The following is a 15,906-nucleotide window of genomic DNA, read 5'->3' on the forward strand; positions in this document are numbered from 1 at the left end:
CGGGAGACAAGCTATGAAAATCAACAGAACCATCGACATCAAGGGCTTCATCGACGAGCGGCCCATTTCCGCCTACCAGTGGCTGCTGGTGGCGCTATGCTTTCTGATCGTGATGGCCGACGGCATGGACGTAGCCATCATGGGCTTCGTCGCGCCTTCGATCATCGCGGACTGGCACATCTCGCGCCCCGCATTCGGCCTCGTGATGAGCGCGGCGCCCATCGGTCTCGTGATCGGCGCGCTCGCGGCCGGACCGGCATCGGACCGCATCGGGCGCAAGTGGGTGCTGATCACGTCGGTGTTCCTCTTCGGCGTCTTCACGATCGCCACCGCGTTCACGAATTCGCCCGCGAGCATGGCGTTGCTGCGCCTCCTGACGGGCATCGGCCTTGGCGCCGCCATGCCCAACACGACGACGCTGCTCTCCGAGTACGCGCCGCAACGCAAGCGCGCGCTGCTCATCACGATCATGTTCACGGGTTTCAATCTCGGCTCGGCATTGATCGGCTTCGTCGCGGGCTGGCTGATTCCAGTGCACGGCTGGCGTTCGGTGCTGATTTTCGGCGGCGCGCTGCCGCTCGTGCTGATTCCGCTGCAGATGTGGCTGCTGCCCGAATCCGCGCGCCTGCTCGCGGTGCGCGGCGCGACGCCGGAGCGCATCGGCAAGGTGCTCGGCGGCGTGTGCGGCGCGCGCTTCGACGGCAATGAAACCTTCGTTTCGAACGAACCTCCGCTGCCGACGAAAAGGCCCATCGGCGTATTGTTCTCGCATGGCTACGGCTTCGTGACCGTCTCGCTGTGGGTCACGTACTTCATGGGCCTGCTCGTGATCTATCTGCTGACCGGCTGGCTGCCGACGCTGATGAAGGACGCGGGCCTCACGGTCTCGGCGGCCGCGAACATCACCGCGATGTTCCAGATCGGCGGCACGATCGGCGCGATCATCGTCGGCTGGATGATGGACAAGGCACGGCCTGCGCCGGTCATCAGCGCGGCGTATCTCGGCGGTGCGGTATGCGTGCTCGGACTCGCGTGGATCGGCGCGCTGTCGTCGTCGCTTGCCGTGCTCGTGTTCGCCGCGGGCTTCTGCATGAGCGGCGCGCAAACGGGCCTCAACGCCTTCGCGCCGGGACGTTATCCGACGGTGGCGCGTGCGACCGGCGTGAGCTGGATGCTCGGCATGGGCCGCTTCGGCAGCATCTTCGGCTCCGCATTCGGCGGCGCGCTGCTCGGCCTCGGCTGGCAGTTCGGCGCGATCCTCGCGATGCTCGCCGTGCCCGCGACGCTCGCCGCCATCGCGATTCTGGTCGCTCAACGCACCAATGCAGCGGACGCGGCGCCGCAGACCAATGCCGCACATTAGTACCGGGAGCCAGGGATGATCATCGACATACACGGCCACTACACGACCGCGCCCAAGGCGCTCGAAGCGTGGCGGAACCGGCAGATCGCCGGCATCACGAATCCTTCGGAGATGCCGGGCGCATCGGAACTGCGCATCAGCGACGACGAACTGCGCGAATCGATCGAAAGCAATCAGCTGCGCCTGATGCGCGAGCGCGGCCTCGACCTCACCGTGTTCAGCCCGCGCGCGAGCTTCATGGCGCATCACATCGGCGACTTCGAAGTGTCGAGCACGTGGGCTGCGATCTGCAACGAGCTGTGCCATCGCGTGAGCCAGCTCTTTCCGGACAGTTTCATTCCGGCGGCGATGCTGCCGCAAAGCCCGGGCGTCGATGTATCGACGTGCATTCCCGAACTCGTGAAGTGCGTCGAGCAGTATGGCAATGTTGCGATCAACCTGAACCCGGATCCGTCGGGCGGCCACTGGACGAGCCCGCCGCTCTCGGACCGCTACTGGTATCCGATCTACGAGAAGATGATCGAGTACGGCGTCCCCGCGATGATTCACGTGAGCACGAGCTGCAACGCGTGCTTCCATACGACGGGCGCGCACTATCTGAACGCGGACACGACAGCGTTCATGCAGTGCCTCACGTCCGACCTGTTCCGCGATTTCCCGACGCTCAAGTTCGTGATTCCGCACGGCGGCGGCGCGGTGCCGTATCACTGGGGACGTTTCCGCGGGCTCGCGCAGGAGTTGAAAAAGCCCTTGCTGAAGGATCATTTGATGAACAACGTGTTCTTCGACACGTGCGTCTATCACCAGCCGGGCATCGACCTGCTGACGCGCGTGATTCCCGTCGACAACATCCTGTTCGCGAGCGAGATGATCGGCGCGGTGCGCGGCATCGATCCGGAAACGGGACACTATTTCGACGACACGAAGCGCTATGTCGAGGCCGCGCAAATCGAGCCCGAAGCGCGCTACAAGATTTACGAAGGCAACGCGCGCCGTGTGTATCCGCGTCTGGATGCGGCGCTCAAAGCGAAGGGACGTTGATATGTACGAACTGGGAGTGGTTTATCGCAACATCGGCCGCGCGAACGCGGATGCAGCCGACAATCTCGGCGCGCTCGGCTCGGCGACCGTGCACGAAGCGATGGGTCGCGTCGGCCTGATGAAGACCTACATGCGGCCGATCCAAGTCGGCGCGCAGGCGAGCGGCACGGCGGTGACCGTGCTGCTGCAGCCGGGCGACAACTGGATGTTGCACGTCGCCGCCGAGCAGATCCGGCCGGGCGATGTCGTGGTCGCCGCATGCACGACCGATTGCACGGACGGCTTTTTCGGCGACCTGCTCGCGACGAGCTTCAAGGCGCGCGGCGCGCGGGCGCTCGTCATCGACGGCGGCGTGCGCGATGTGCGTGTGCTGACCGGGATGAACTTCCCCGTGTGGAGCCGCGCGATTTCCGCCAAGGGCACGGTGAAGGCGACGCTCGGCTCGGTGAACATTCCGGTCGTCTGTGCGGGCGCACTGGTGACGCCTGGCGATGTCATCGTCGCGGATGACGATGGCGTCGTCGTCGTGCCGTCCGCATCGGCGCAACAGGTGCTCGACAAGGCCGTCGCGCGCGAGGCGCTCGAAGCCGGGAAGCGCGCGAAACTTGCCGACGGCGTGCTCGGCCTCGACATGTACGGCATGCGCGAACCATTGGGGCGCGCGGGCCTGCGCTATATCGACTGATGAGCGGCGCGATGATCACCGGCATCTCGTCGATGGCGACGCGCCAAGTGCTCGCCGATCTCGTTTCGGCTTTCGAGGCGCGTTCGGGTCAGCAAGTGGCGATCGAATCGATGGGCGGCGTGGCGGCCGCGAAGCGCACCGAGGAAGGCGCGGCGTTCGATATCGTCGTGCTCGCATCCGATGCGATCGGCCGGCTCGCGGCTTCGGGGCGCATCGATGCGGCGAGCCGCGTGGGCATCGCGCGCTCGGGCGTCGCGATCGCGGTGGCGGCGGGCGCGCCCCATCCGCGTATCGACGATGAAGCCGCCGTGCGCGACGCGGTGCTGGCGGCGCGCAGCATCGGCTATTCGACGGGACCGAGCGGCGTTTATCTGATGCGCCTGTTCGAGCGCTGGGGCATCGCGGAGAGCATCGCATCGCGCGTCGTGCAGGCGCCGCCGGGCGTCGCGGTGGGGGCGCTCATCGCGTGCGGCGAGGTCGAACTGGGCTTCCAGCAGATGAGCGAGATGACCGGCGTTGCCGGCATCGACGTGCTCGGCATGCTGCCGCGCGAAATCCAGACGCTCACGGTTTTCGAAGGCGCGGTGTGCGTGAACGCGAACGCGCCGCAGCTCGCGCGCGCATTCCTCGCATACGTGAGTTCGCCCGATGCCGATGCGACGAAAGCGCTGCACGGCATGGAGCCCGTTCGATGAGCGCGTGACTTCGTGCGCGTGAGCACACGCACGCCGGGTCGCGCTTCGAGCGTGTGAAGCCTGTACCTTCGTCAATGCCCCCAGCGTAACACGAGCGGATCGAGCCTGCGCGCGACCGTCAGAAGACCTTCGCGCGCGGCGGGATGCATCGGCGCGAGCGGATGGCGCACCGCATCCGAGCGAATCACGCCGCCTTCCTTCATCAAGGTCTTGCACGCCGCAAGGCCGCACTGCCGGTTTTCATAGTTGATGAGTGGAAGCCATTGCTGATACAGCCCGGCGGCTTTTTCGGTCTCACCGGCGAAGTACGCATCGACGATCCTGCGAATGCCGTCCGGATAACCGCCGGCCGTCATCGCGCCGGTCGCGCCCGCGTCGAGATCGGCCATCAGCGTGATCGCTTCCTCGCCGTCCCACGGACCGACGATCGAATCGCCGCCTAGCTCGATCAGTTCGCGCAGCTTCGACGCGGCCTGCGCGGTCTCGATCTTGAAGTAGGACACATGCTCGATATCGCCTGCGAGCTTCGCGAGAAACGATGCGGAGAGCGGCGTACCCGCGACGGGCGCGTCCTGGATCATGATCGGGATGTCGATTGCGTCGGACACCTGCCGATAGAACTCGTAAATGCCGCGCTCGCCGACGCGAATGGTCGCGCCATGATACGGCGGCATGATCATCACCATCGCGGCGCCCGCGTCCTGCGCGGCACGGCTGCGCTCGGCACAGACGCGCGAGCTGAAGTGCGTGGTGGTGACGATGACGGGCACGCGACCCGCCACATGTTCGAGCACCGCGCGCTGAACCGCGTCGCGCTCGGCATCGGAGAGCACGAACTGTTCGGAGAAGTTTGCGAGTATGCATATGCCGTTCGAACCGGCGTCGATCATGAAATCGATCGCGCGTTTCTGGCCTTCGAGGTCGAGCCGGCCCGCGTCGTCGAAGATGGTCGGCGCGACGGGAAAGACGCCTCGGTAGATCGGTGCAGGCATTGAAATGTGTCTCCTGTGATCGGCCTAGATTCGGTAGAGCGCGCTCGCATTGTCGTGAAAGAGCGCGAGGCGCTCGTCGCGGGTGCGCTGTGCGACGATGGCCTTGAACCCCGTGAAAAGATCGTCCAGCATGACGACGAGGCCGTCCACCGGAAAGTTGCTCGCGAATAGGCAATGCGCGACGCCGAAGCTCGCGATCGCATCGCGCACGACACGGCCATTGCGCTCGACACTCCAGCTTACACCCGGTTCGCCGATGCCCGAGATCTTGAGCCAGACATTGGGCCACTGCGCGAGCGTGTCGAGCGCGGCGCGCCATGCGCCGAGCGCTTCCTCGCTGCGATCCGCGGGAAGGCCCGTATGGTTCACGATGATTTTCATCTGCGGAAAATCGCGCGCGAGCTCCGCCGCTTCGTCGAAATGCCACCACGGCGCCTGCAATTCGAACATCAGGCCGCTTTGCGCGAGCAGCGCGTAACCGCGGCGCCAGCGTGCGCAGCGCATCGAGCCGGGCGCATCGAAGTCGGCGCGATGCTCGCTGCGCGGCACGGTCCTGGGCTTGTGCCGCACGCTGCGCACGAGCGGCATCTCGCGATAGGCGGCGATCACGTCGGCAACATCGTCGCGATCGAGCCAGATCTGCGCGGCCAGCGCGCTCGGCAAGCCGGTGCGGCCGCGAAGCGAGGTGGCCCAGCGCGCCTCGCCGAGCACGTCGCGCGGGTCCCATTCGCCTTCCATCATCACGGTCTTCACGATGCGGTGATTGCCCGCCTGCGCGAAGTAATCGTCAGGCAGGAAGTTCTTGCAGATCGCCGCGTAGTCGCCGTAACGGAACGGGATGCGCGGCAGATCGCGCAGCCACGGATGATAGTTGCGCTTCACATCCCAGAAGTGATGATGCGCGTCCACGATGGGCAGGTCCGCGTCGTCGCCGCTTTCCAGGAAGCGCGCGCGCAAGGCTTCGATGCGTTCTTGCATCATGGCGTCAGCCAAGACGTTCTTCCGCCATGCGCACGGCGATGTCGAACGCCTTCTGCGTCGCGCCGACGTCCGCGCGGCTCTGGCCGTGGATATCGAACGCCGTGCCGTGCGCGGGCGTCGTGATCGGCACGGGCAGGCCGCCATGCACGGTGACGCCGCGCCAGAATCCCATCAGCTTCATCGCGATCTGGCCCTGGTCGTGATACATCGTGACGACGCCGTCAAAAACCTTCTGATCTCGCGCGCGCACGAAGATGGTGTCGGCGGGAAACGGGCCTTGCGCGTCGTAACCGAGCGTGCGCGCACGCTCGACGGCGGGCGCGATCACGTCGATCTCCTCGCGGCCGAACGCGCCGTTGTCGCCGTTATGCGGATTGAAGCCGCACACCGCGATGCGCGGCTTCGCAATGCCTGCGCGCTTCAGGCCGTCGTGAATCAGCTGCACCGCGCCGACGATGCGCTCCGGCGTGAGCTTCGCGCTCACGTCCTTCAACGCGATATGCGAGGTCACGCGCGAGGTCCACAGCTCGTCGAGCACGTTGAACTCGCAGAATGCGCCGCTGTAGTCGAGCTGGCGCGCGAACCATTCCATTTCGTCGTTCGTCTCCATGCCCGCCATGTGCAGGGAGGTCTTGTTGACCGGCGCGAAGAGCATCGCCTGCGTGCGGTTCGCGCGCGTCATCGCGAGCGCCTGTTTGAAGGCTTCGAGGCTGTAGCGGCCGCCGCGTTCGGTGGATACGGCGCGCTCGTAGGGCGCGTCGTCGGGCAGGCGGAAGTCGATGAGCGAGGGCACGTCGGTGTCGCGCGCGGCGGCGGCTTCGTCATCGATGACGTCGTACTCGAAGCGCTGCTGCGCGATTTCCATGCCTCGGTCGAGCTCGCGCCTGTCGCCGATGATGAGCAGGTCGGCGCGCGCGCGATTCTCGGGGCGCGCGACGAGACGCGCGATCAGTTCGGGGCCGATGCCGGCGGGGTCGCCGAGGAGGACTGCGATGCGAGGTTTCATGTTGGTCCAGTTCTGTTGATCGGGTTTCAATGTGTGCGGCGCAGATCGATGACGATCGAACCGAAGATATACACCAGCGCGCACGCGCCATAAAAGTGCAGCACCGCGTCGAACGAGCCGGTGCGTTGAAGAATGAAGCCGGTGATGAGCGGAATCGAAATGCCGCCGACGCTGCCCGCGCAGTTCATGCACGCGCCGAGCAGGCCGACGCGCCCCGGGCTTGCGAGCAGCGAAGGCAGGCTCCAGTAGAGGCTGCCCCACATCAGCAGGAACGATGCGCCGCACAGCACCGCGACCGCGATGACGGGCGATGTGATCGTCGGCAGCGAGGCGAACACGGCGAGCGTCGCGATGCCGGAAACCGCAATCATGCTCTTCACGACCTTGCCGCGCGAGAGATTCATCGCGCACAGCGCATCGCACAGAAAGCCGCCTGACAGCGAGCCCAAGGCACCGGAAAGGAAGATGAAGAACGTCGCCGCGCCGATCTGCGAGAGGCTCAAGCCGCGCGCCTGCGTCAGATAGCTCGGACCCCATGTGAGCAGGCCGAAGAAGATCATCGCCCAGCTCATGCGGCCGACGCACATTGCGATGGTCGAGCGCACGGGCAGCGGCGCATCGTCCTGGCTTGCGCGCGCGGTGGCGGAAAGGGGCGGGGCGCCGTCGCGGATATGCGCGAGTTCCGCGCGGTTCACGCCGGGGTGCTTCGCGGGATCGTCGCGCAGATAACGCCAGGCGAGCCAGCCGCACGCGATGGTCGCGAGGCCCGCCACGACGAACGCGGTGCGCCACGAGCCGAACATGAGGATCAGGTTCGAAATCGCGAGACCGCCGATCGCAGCGCCAAGCGGCGAGCCCGCGTCCATCAGCACTGCGCCGCGAGCGCGTTCCTTGCGTGACAGCCAGAGTGCATTGAGCTTGCTGCCCGCGGGAAAGAGCGGCGCTTCGGCACCGCCGAGGCCCACGCGCAGGAACAGCATCGACATGCCGCCCGTGGCCGCACCCATCAGGGTCTGGAAAAGACCCCACAGGATAGTTGCGCCCGTAACTATTTTGCGCGGCCCGAGCTTGTCGATGAGCGAGCCGCCCGGAATCTGCAGGAGCGCATAGGACCAGAAGAAGCTCGACAGCACGAGCCCCTGCATGGCGGGCGAGAGCGCGAACTCCTTCGCGATGGTCGGCATCGCGATCGAAAGCGAGATGCGGTCCACTAGATTGATCAGCGTGATGAGAAACACCACGCCGAAGATACGCCAGCGCACGCTCGTCGCGCGTTCGGATGCGGCGGAGTCTCGCGCCGCCTGTGCTTCGATCCGGCTCTCCATGTCTGTCTCCTGTCTCGGCGAGTCGGGCTGCGTTGGCCCGAGTGCATTACGTCATTCGATGATGTTGAAGTCCTCGAGATGCTTGTCGGACAGGGTGATGCCGAGACCGGGAGTCTCGTCGGAGAGTTGCAGATAGCCGTTCTCCGGTTGCGGCTCGCCGTCGAAGATGTAATAGAAGAGCTCGTTGCCCACTTCGACGTCGAACACCGGGAAGAACTCGGACATGGGGCTCGCCGTGGTCGACATCGTCAGGTGATAGTTGTGCATCTGGCCTGCGTGCGGAATAACCGGCACCGACCAGGCCTCGGCCATCGCGTTGATCTTGCGCGCGGCCGTGATGCCGCCGACGCGGTTCGTGTCGTACTGGATCACATCCACGGCGCGACGCTCGAGCAGGTCCTTGAAGCCGTAGCTCGTGAACTCGTGCTCGCCGCCGGAGATCGGCACGATGTTCATCTTCTTCAGTTCCTGATAGCCCTCGATGTCGTCGCCGATCACGGGCTCCTCGAGCCAGCGCGGATTGAACTCGGCGAGGCGCGGCAACATGCGGCGCGCGTATTCGAGCGTCCAGCCCATGTAGCATTCGACCATGATGTCCACTTCGTCGCCGGCCAGCTCACGCAGCAGGCGCACCTGTTCGAGGTTCTTCGCCATGCCTTTGGGTCCGTCCTTCGGGCCGTAGCCGAAGCGCATCTTCATCGCGGTGAACCCCTGGTCGAGATAGCCTTGCGCTTCGGCGAGGAACGCGTCGCGGTCGTCGTTGTTGTAGAGTTTCGATGCATAGCACCAGATCTTCTCTTTCGTGCGTCCGCCGAGCAGCTTGAAGACGGGCTTGTTGACGGCCTTGCCCATGATGTCCCACAGCGCGATGTCCATCGCCGAGATCGCCGCCATGCCGATGCCCTTGCGGCCCCACGCAAGCGTGCGTCGATACATCTTCTGCCAGATGTATTCGTGATCGAACGGGTCTTCGCCGATGGCGATGGGCGCGAGATATTCATCGACGATCTGCTTGGCGACGCGCGGAGCGAGTGCGCAATTGCCGATGCCGACGGTGCCGTCGTCGCATTCGATCTCGACGACGAGCCAGCCGTGAAAGCGGAATGAGCCCATTGCGTCGCCGCGTTCGTAGAGAACGTCCACGGCGTTCGTGCAGAAGTGCGATTGCGGCGGCACGACCTTGCCTTTCCATTCGAAAACGCGTGCGCGGACATGCTTGATCTTCATCTTCGGTGTCTCCGTGTGATTCGCGTAGAGCCGCTGAAACAAGGGTTTGCGCGGCTGTTTCGGGTAGCGCCAGTGTGCGAAACTCTGCGATAACTGACCATTGAATTATTTGAATCAGGCTATTTCCTGGAGTTATCGCTCGCATGATTGCGCCCGCCGCGACCATTCGCAAACGCCTGCGCCTGCGTCATCTGCAACTGATGATGGCGCTCTCGGAAACCGAATCGCTACGAAGCGCCGCGGACGAACTCGCGATGACGCAGCCTGCCGCGACGAAGGCATTGAAGGAACTGGAGGACACCATCGGCGCATCGCTGTTCGTGCGGCATGCGCGCGGGATGGAGCCGACCATCTACGGCGAGGCCGTGATGCGCTATGCGCGCGTGGTGTTCGAGGATCTCGATGAGTTGCGCGAGGAATTGGCGGCGATCGAGGCAGGCGATATCGGCAAGGTGCGCATTGGCGCGGTGATGGCGCCGGCGCCGGACCTGCTGACGAAGGTGATCGTGCAGTTGAAGGAGGCGCATCCGCGCCTGCAGATCGGCGTGCAGATCGATACGAGCGATGTGCTCGTGCAGGCGTTGCAGCAGGATCAGCTGGATATCGTTGTGGGGCGCATTCCGTATGGGTTTCCGGCGCTGGATCTGACTTTCGAGACGCTTTCGGAGGAGGCGTTGGCGATCGTTGCGCGGCCGGATCATCCCGCTGTCGGGGTGGCGGCCAAGCCGAAGCTCGTCGATCTGGCGAAGTATCCGTGGATCGTGCAGCCGCATCCGAGCCCGATGCGGCAGATCATCGACCAGACGTTTCGTGAATCGCGGGTGGCGCCGCCGGTGAGTACCGTCGAGACTTCTTCGATTCTCACGACGTTGTCGTTGTTGCGTGATTCGGACATGCTGGCGGTACTGCCGAGTTCCGTCGCGGATTATTATTCGGCGCTTGATACGGTTGCTTCCTTGGCTACCCCGTTGAGGGGGCGGCTTGCGCCTTATGGGTTGATTTTTAGGAAGAACAGGAGGATTAGTCCGGCGACGCAGCTTGTGATTGATGCTATTCGGGGGGCTTGAGGGGTTGTTGTTCGCTTGTTCTTTCGCCGGATCCCGTAGTCGTGTCGGTCTATTAGCACTGCCGCCCCGCACAGGGGCAGTGCTAATAGACCACTAAGAAATCAGGATTTCATGGAAACACAAGCAAGCAACCGAACAAACCCAAACCCAAACCCATACCCAAACCCCAAACCTCACCTCCCAACCTGCCGCTCCGCAAGCTTCAACTCCCCACGCATAGCATCATCAGAAACCGAAGACCGGTCGAGCGCGACATCGGGGCGCATAAAAAACGTCATCACGATCCCGATAGCGAGCAACCCAAGCGAGCCGGCAAACGGCAAGGTCCAGCTCCCAGTCCGGTCAACGACAAACCCAAAAACGATCGGCGAGAAAATCCCCGCAATCGCGGAGCCAGCATTGACAAGCCCGCTGGCAATCCCGACGTGCTTCGGCGTAATGTCCATCGGCACCGCCCAGATCGGCCCGATAGTCATCTCGAGAAAGAAAAACGACAAGCTCATCGACGCCGCCATGACGGGCAGCGACTTCACGAACATCACCGGCGCGAGAAACACCAGCGCGCCGAGAAACGCCACGATGATCATGTTGCGGCGAGCCGAAACCACACTGCCCGTGCGCTTCAATATGCGATCGGAAATCACGCCGCCCGCCGTATTGCCGACCACGCCCGACAGAAACACACCCGCCGAAAAGAGCGCAGAGCTCTTCAGATCGAGGCCGCGGCCATGCATGAAGAAACTAGGCAGCCACGTGAAGAAGAGCCAGCCGGTCCAGCCATAGCAGAAGTAGACCATCATCGTCGGCCCGATACGCTTGATGAGACGCCCCCAGGGCGTCGGCTCGCGCGTCCTGTCGACGGCGACCTTGTTCTCGGGCGGCAACTCCGCTTCTTCCTCGGCCGTCATGTGACGATGCCTGCGCGGATTGTCCGCGAAGTACCACGCATACACGACAACCCACACGGCCGTCAGCGCGCCGACCAGAACGAACGACGCGCGCCACGAGGCGAACGCGACCAGCAGCGCGATCAAGGGCGGCGTGAGCGCATTGCCCAGGCGCGAGAACGAATGGGTGAGGCCCTGCACGAAACCGCGCTTGCTCGCCGGATACCAGTTGACGAGCGCGCGCGCCTGCGCAGGCAGCGCGGCGCCTTCACCGACGCCCAGCAGCATGCGCGCGCAGAACAGCGAGACGACTCCGCCCGCGAAACCCGTCGCGACCGTCGCGACGATCCAGATCGACGCGCACAGCACGAGCGTGGTCTTCGCGCCGAAGCGGTCGCTGAACCAGCCGCCGATGACCTGGCAGATGGCGTACGTATAGGCGAACGCGCCGAACACGAGGCCGACGTCCGTGTTGGTGAGATGCAGATCGTCGCGTATCACGCCCGCGGCGGCGGACAGGTTCACGCGGTCGAGGTACATGATGAACGACATCGCGCACATCAGCGCGAGCACGGAACGGGTGACTCTGGGGCGATGCAGCATGTTCTATGTCTCCTCCGAGGCTTGTTGCGCGCCGGTTCGTTCCTTGCGCGCGCTCTTATTCGAGGACGGACCGCACGTCGGTCCGACGCCCCGCAGTCTCGCGAAAACAGCGATAGCCGTCTATTGAATTCGCCTCATGAGGTGATTACCGGCGGTTATGGCTTCAGAAAAGCACGCGGCTCGCGTCCCGAAGGACCGCGAGCCGCGCATCATCAAATCAGGGAATGACTTCAGGCCGTGGCGTGCATCGCCTCGTCGTGCAGGCGGAACGTCTCCACCGCCGCGCGCAACGCGCCCGCCTGATGTTCCAGCGATTGCGCCGCCGCCGCCGCCTCTTCGACGAGCGCGGCATTCTGCTGCGTCACTTCGTCCATCTGCGTGACGGCGCGCGCGACCTGCTCGATGCCGCTGCTCTGCTCTTCGGACGCCGCCGCGATTTCGCCCATGATGTCGGTCACACGCTGCACCGCCGTGCTGATCTCCTTCATCGTGCGGCCCGCTTCATCGACGAGCGCGGTGCCCGATTGCACGCGCGCGACCGAGCTGTCGATCAGTTCCTTGATCTCCTTCGCCGCCGCGGAGGAACGTTGCGCGAGCGAGCGCACTTCGCCCGCCACGACCGCGAAGCCGCGTCCTTCCTCGCCCGCACGCGCCGCTTCCACCGCCGCGTTCAACGCCAGGATGTTGGTCTGGAACGCGATGCCTTCGATGATCGTGATGATGTCCGCGATCTTCGCCGAGCTCTGGTTGATGTCGCCCATCGTCGTCACCACCTGCGACACGACGTGGCTGCCCTTGCCCGCGATTTCCGATGCGTTCGCCGCGAGCATGCTCGCCTGACGCGCATTGTCGGCGTTCTGCTTGACCGTGCCGGTAAGCTCATCCATGCTCGACGCGGTCTCCTGAAGCGCGGACGCCTGCTGCTCGGTGCGCGAGGAAAGATCCACGTTGCCCGCTGCGATCTGCTTGGTCGCGGACGCAATCGATTCGCTCCCGCCGCGGACCGTGCGAACGGTCTCGCTGAGGCTCGCCTGCATCGTCGAAAGTCCGCGCAGCAGCCGGCCCATTTCGTCGTTCGAAGCGACGGTCACGTTGCGGCGCAGATCGCCCGCCGCGATGGCGTCGAACTGCGCGAGCGCGGCATCGAGCGGACGCGTGATGCGGCGGCGCAGCGAGAACCACGCATGGAACGCCGCCGCCACGCCGGCGAGGATCGCGATGATCGAGCCCAGGCGGAACATGTCGAACGTCGCCTGGCCTGCGTCGTATGCGGCCTTCGCCGATTCGAACTGCAGCTTGCGCAGCGCGACGCCCGTCTTCGCGAACTCGTTGAACGCGGCCTGCATGGCGCTCGCGTCGGCGACGATCTTCGCCTGGTCGCTTGCGCGGACGTCGGCGTAGCCTTCGTCGATCAGCTTTTGCAGCGCGAGGCGCTGCGCGTTGAACTTGGCCGCGAGCGGCTTTTCGCCGGAATCGTGCGGCAGGCCGGAGTATGTCGTCCATGCGTCGTCGGAGGTCTTGCGCATGAGCGCGCCGCGTCCGATGGCGTCCTCGGCCGCGGGCGTGCCCACGTTCAATGCAGCGCGGTCGAAGCTCAGGCGCTCGCGCGCCATGAACATTTCCGCATTGCCGACCGACACCGCGCTCGGCATTTCATTCGTGAAGAGGTCGTAAGTTACCGCATTGGACCGGCTCATGCCGATCAGTCCGACCATGCCGATCATGATCAGTAGCGCGCTCAGAAGCGTCATGGCCAAGGCCAGACGGCCTTTGATTGTCGAAAACATAGCTCTCTCAAGGTGGCTGCATCTCGGGGACGCGAGCGCGAACGCGGGCGAGATGCTCCGCCGGCCGCGCGGCCGATGAGGTCATCGGGCCACCTTGTATAACGACAGCGCGGACGACGCCTTTAGGGAGCAATTAAAACGGAAGGAAACGTTTGCTGACCGGGTTCTCCTCGTTTTGACGGGATGCGCGACGAAAACGGTCCTGCCCGGCGCATGTCGCGCTGAAGCTTTCAGCGATGTAATTCAGGGAAAGCGCGGCGCGCGCGGACGTTGCCGCACGAAAACGGCAAGAAGCGCACGCGCGATCAGGGCAAGGTGATAGTAGAACCGCGGGCTGAGCCCGTAAGCATAGGCATCGGGACGATCGAGCGCGACGCGCAGCGCCGCGAGCGGCGCATCGTGCCTCGCGTGCAGCGACACGACGATCGGCGCGAGCCTCCGCAATGCGGTTCTGCGCGCCGCTTCGAGCGATGCATCGAGCGATAGTCCCAGCACGAACGAATAGGCGGTGAAGGCGGCGGCAAACGGCGACACACGCGTGCTCCTCGATATGGAGACCGGCGTCCTGCGGTAGTAAGACACATACTCGTGCAGGTAATGGACGTGCGATGCCGCGAGACACAGCTCGACGCCGAACACGAAGTCGCAGCACGCACCGGCGTCCTCGTGATAGCCCACGCGCCTCACCAAGGCCGCGAGCGCCAGCCATCCGTTGTTGGGGAACATCTGCACGAGGCCGGTTCTTCCGGGACTCGCTTGCATGCCTTGCGCGCGCCGCTTGCGATGAAACGCGGCATTGAGCGCCGCGCTTCTTCGCACATCGACCCGGCCCGAAGCATCGACTTCGTATTGATCGCCGAACGCGACTTCGAGATGCGGATACCTCTGCCAGAGCGCGGCGAGTCGGGCGACGCCTTCCAGCACGAGGTAGTCGTCGTCGTGAATCAGCATGAAGAGCGCGCCCGACGCGCGCTCGAAGAGACTCGCGACGTTGCGCGCCTGACCGAGCGGCGGCTCGTTGCGCACGTAGCGAATGCGCGCATCGTGGGCATAGCGTGCGGCGATCAGTTGCTGAGTGAGGTCGTCGCGCGAATCGTCGCCAATGAGGATCTCGATGTGCGGATACGTCTGCGCGAGACACGAATCGAGGCATTCGACGATCAACTCGGGCCGATCGCAGGTCGGCAGGCAAATGGAGACCATCGGTGCGCTCGTCATGTCTTCCTCTCGCTTTGTTCCTTGTCGTGGCGCTCTTGTTCGGCAGACGCTTTACATTGCGAAATGTCACGCGGATTTCAGCAAGGTAGAAGAAAGACGAAGAAAAATAATCGGAAAAAATTGAGTAAAAAATACGGCGTTGCAAGCGCGGCGTGTTTGCGTTCAGGCAAAAAATTCGACGTATGCGGTGCTAGTGGAGCATCGCAGCGTGCACGATCATCGCGCAGCCCAGCATGACGAGAACGCCGCCGATGCCTCGCGCAACGGTTCGATGGGAACGCGCGAGCCGCTCGGCCGTGATCGCGACGGTCACGAGCGTCATCGCGCGCAGGTCCATGACGCCGAAGACGAAGAGCGTCGCGGTCAATCCCGCGCAGCAACGCGCGCAATGAAAACCATGCCGCGAGCCCGCGACGCACGAGGCGCGCAGGTCGTCGCGCAAGACGACATGCCGAACGACGGCTTCGCGGCAGCACGCCAGCCACTCGACCTTCCATGCGGAGAACTGCAGCGCGCCCGCCAGCAGAACAACGGCGCCGCCCATGAACGGAACGGCGCGCGCGATCGCGGGCATCCGCATCGCGAGTTCGGCGAACACCGCGCCGAGAACAAACGATGCAATGCCGAATGCGGTCCATACACAGACATAACCCGCCGCCATGGCCGACGAATGCCGGGCGACGCGCCGCGTGCCCGCACGCCTGAGCGTCTCGCGATGGCGCCACATGAGCGGTGCGAAGGAAGGCAGCATCATCGTTGTCATCATCGCGATCCACATGGCGACGAACGATGCCGCCGCGCGCAGCCAAGTGCGCCCGCACATGGGCGTCCATGTCGGCGAGAGCATCCAGCCGCCCGGCATCGGCAGCTCGTGCATCGACGACATCGACACGTGCATGGCGCAGGTCACAAGCATGCTCGCGATGAATACGAGCGCTGCAATGGCAATGAAGCGGCGCAAGGCTTGCTCGTTCTCTCGTCCGGCGGTAATGGTCAGCGCATTCATGATGCCGTTCCGTTGCGGCCACG

General features: G+C 64.4%; 14 protein-coding genes. 5 read left to right on the top strand and 9 right to left on the bottom strand.

Annotation, left to right across the window (positions count from 1 at the left end):
* The first annotated feature begins 13 nt into the window (after positions 1–13).
* Genes AWB83_RS14520 through AWB83_RS14535 form a run of 4 tightly spaced genes read left to right on the top strand, consistent with a single transcriptional unit; the run spans position 14 to position 3,784 of the window.
* Entirely contained in the window at positions 14–1,363 is a 1,350-nt protein-coding gene (locus AWB83_RS14520; protein WP_087046264.1) for an MFS transporter, read from the top strand.
* A gap of 15 nt (positions 1,364–1,378) precedes the next feature.
* Positions 1,379–2,404, top strand: a complete 1,026-nt coding sequence (locus tag AWB83_RS14525) for an amidohydrolase family protein (RefSeq protein WP_087046265.1) — start codon at positions 1,379–1,381, stop codon at positions 2,402–2,404.
* A gap of 1 nt (position 2,405) precedes the next feature.
* Positions 2,406–3,089 carry a 4-carboxy-4-hydroxy-2-oxoadipate aldolase/oxaloacetate decarboxylase gene (gene ligK, locus AWB83_RS14530; protein ID WP_087046266.1) on the top strand — a complete coding sequence of 228 codons (684 nt, stop codon included), beginning with the start codon at positions 2,406–2,408 and terminating at the stop codon, positions 3,087–3,089.
* A gap of 11 nt (positions 3,090–3,100) precedes the next feature.
* Positions 3,101–3,784: a substrate-binding domain-containing protein gene (locus AWB83_RS14535; RefSeq protein ID WP_244197733.1), complete on the top strand. Its 684-nt coding sequence runs from the start codon at positions 3,101–3,103 to the stop codon at positions 3,782–3,784.
* A gap of 71 nt (positions 3,785–3,855) precedes the next feature.
* Here the strand turns inward: AWB83_RS14535 and AWB83_RS14540 are convergent, their stop codons facing one another.
* From AWB83_RS14540 to AWB83_RS14560, 5 genes are read right to left on the bottom strand one after another with little or no spacing between them, the layout of a single operon-like run.
* The gene (locus AWB83_RS14540; RefSeq protein WP_087046268.1) at positions 3,856–4,776 is read right to left on the bottom strand and encodes a dihydrodipicolinate synthase family protein; all 921 of its coding nucleotides are present in this window, start codon (positions 4,774–4,776) and stop codon (positions 3,856–3,858) included.
* A 24-nt stretch (positions 4,777–4,800) separates the two neighbouring features.
* Positions 4,801–5,757 carry an amidohydrolase family protein gene (locus tag AWB83_RS14545; RefSeq protein WP_087046269.1) on the bottom strand — a complete coding sequence of 319 codons (957 nt, stop codon included), beginning with the start codon at positions 5,755–5,757 and terminating at the stop codon, positions 4,801–4,803.
* A 4-nt stretch (positions 5,758–5,761) separates the two neighbouring features.
* Positions 5,762–6,763, bottom strand: a complete 1,002-nt coding sequence (locus tag AWB83_RS14550; protein ID WP_087046354.1) for a 4-hydroxythreonine-4-phosphate dehydrogenase PdxA — start codon at positions 6,761–6,763, stop codon at positions 5,762–5,764.
* Positions 6,764–6,789: 26 nt separating this feature from the next.
* Positions 6,790–8,088, bottom strand: a complete 1,299-nt coding sequence (locus AWB83_RS14555) for an MFS transporter (RefSeq protein ID WP_087046270.1) — start codon at positions 8,086–8,088, stop codon at positions 6,790–6,792.
* A 51-nt stretch (positions 8,089–8,139) separates the two neighbouring features.
* Complete coding sequence (locus tag AWB83_RS14560; RefSeq protein WP_087046355.1) at positions 8,140–9,315, bottom strand: L-rhamnonate dehydratase; 1,176 nt, start codon at positions 9,313–9,315, stop codon at positions 8,140–8,142.
* Between the two features lie 143 nt (positions 9,316–9,458).
* Here AWB83_RS14560 and AWB83_RS14565 point away from each other — a divergent pair, with 143 nt between their 5' ends.
* Complete coding sequence (locus tag AWB83_RS14565; protein ID WP_087046271.1) at positions 9,459–10,382, top strand: LysR family transcriptional regulator; 924 nt, start codon at positions 9,459–9,461, stop codon at positions 10,380–10,382.
* Between the two features lie 173 nt (positions 10,383–10,555).
* On the opposite strand, the gene AWB83_RS14570 is transcribed toward AWB83_RS14565, so the two are convergent.
* The 4 genes from AWB83_RS14570 to AWB83_RS14585 all read right to left on the bottom strand — a co-directional run bounded on the left by AWB83_RS14570 (position 10,556) and on the right by AWB83_RS14585 (position 15,883).
* The gene (locus AWB83_RS14570) at positions 10,556–11,872 is read right to left on the bottom strand and encodes an MFS transporter (protein WP_143750056.1); all 1,317 of its coding nucleotides are present in this window, start codon (positions 11,870–11,872) and stop codon (positions 10,556–10,558) included.
* A 230-nt stretch (positions 11,873–12,102) separates the two neighbouring features.
* On the bottom strand, positions 12,103–13,659 hold the full coding sequence (locus AWB83_RS14575) for a methyl-accepting chemotaxis protein (protein WP_087046272.1): 1,557 nt from the start codon (positions 13,657–13,659) through the stop codon (positions 12,103–12,105).
* 243 nt (positions 13,660–13,902) lie between these two features.
* Entirely contained in the window at positions 13,903–14,877 is a 975-nt protein-coding gene (locus tag AWB83_RS14580; RefSeq protein ID WP_087046273.1) for a glycosyltransferase family 2 protein, read from the bottom strand.
* Positions 14,878–15,067: 190 nt separating this feature from the next.
* Complete coding sequence (locus AWB83_RS14585; RefSeq protein ID WP_244197734.1) at positions 15,068–15,883, bottom strand: DUF2182 domain-containing protein; 816 nt, start codon at positions 15,881–15,883, stop codon at positions 15,068–15,070.
* Positions 15,884–15,906: the final 23 nt, after the last annotated feature.

This window comes from Caballeronia ptereochthonis, assembly GCF_001545075.1.
GTDB lineage: Bacteria > Pseudomonadota > Gammaproteobacteria > Burkholderiales > Burkholderiaceae > Caballeronia > Caballeronia ptereochthonis.

Coding starts and splice junctions, on each gene's coding strand:
- AWB83_RS14560 (WP_087046355.1), bottom strand. CDS start 9,315: ATGAAGATCAAGCATGTCCGCGCACGCGTTTTCGAATGGAAAGGCAAG.
- AWB83_RS14540 (WP_087046268.1), bottom strand. CDS start 4,776: ATGCCTGCACCGATCTACCGAGGCGTCTTTCCCGTCGCGCCGACCATC.
- AWB83_RS14545 (WP_087046269.1), bottom strand. CDS start 5,757: ATGATGCAAGAACGCATCGAAGCCTTGCGCGCGCGCTTCCTGGAAAGC.
- AWB83_RS14535 (WP_244197733.1), top strand. CDS start 3,101: ATGATCACCGGCATCTCGTCGATGGCGACGCGCCAAGTGCTCGCCGAT.
- ligK (WP_087046266.1), top strand. CDS start 2,406: ATGTACGAACTGGGAGTGGTTTATCGCAACATCGGCCGCGCGAACGCG.
- AWB83_RS14580 (WP_087046273.1), bottom strand. CDS start 14,877: ATGACGAGCGCACCGATGGTCTCCATTTGCCTGCCGACCTGCGATCGG.
- AWB83_RS14525 (WP_087046265.1), top strand. CDS start 1,379: ATGATCATCGACATACACGGCCACTACACGACCGCGCCCAAGGCGCTC.
- AWB83_RS14575 (WP_087046272.1), bottom strand. CDS start 13,659: ATGTTTTCGACAATCAAAGGCCGTCTGGCCTTGGCCATGACGCTTCTG.
- AWB83_RS14565 (WP_087046271.1), top strand. CDS start 9,459: ATGATTGCGCCCGCCGCGACCATTCGCAAACGCCTGCGCCTGCGTCAT.
- AWB83_RS14585 (WP_244197734.1), bottom strand. CDS start 15,883: ATGAATGCGCTGACCATTACCGCCGGACGAGAGAACGAGCAAGCCTTG.
- AWB83_RS14555 (WP_087046270.1), bottom strand. CDS start 8,088: ATGGAGAGCCGGATCGAAGCACAGGCGGCGCGAGACTCCGCCGCATCC.
- AWB83_RS14520 (WP_087046264.1), top strand. CDS start 14: ATGAAAATCAACAGAACCATCGACATCAAGGGCTTCATCGACGAGCGG.
- AWB83_RS14550 (WP_087046354.1), bottom strand. CDS start 6,763: ATGAAACCTCGCATCGCAGTCCTCCTCGGCGACCCCGCCGGCATCGGC.
- AWB83_RS14570 (WP_143750056.1), bottom strand. CDS start 11,872: ATGCTGCATCGCCCCAGAGTCACCCGTTCCGTGCTCGCGCTGATGTGC.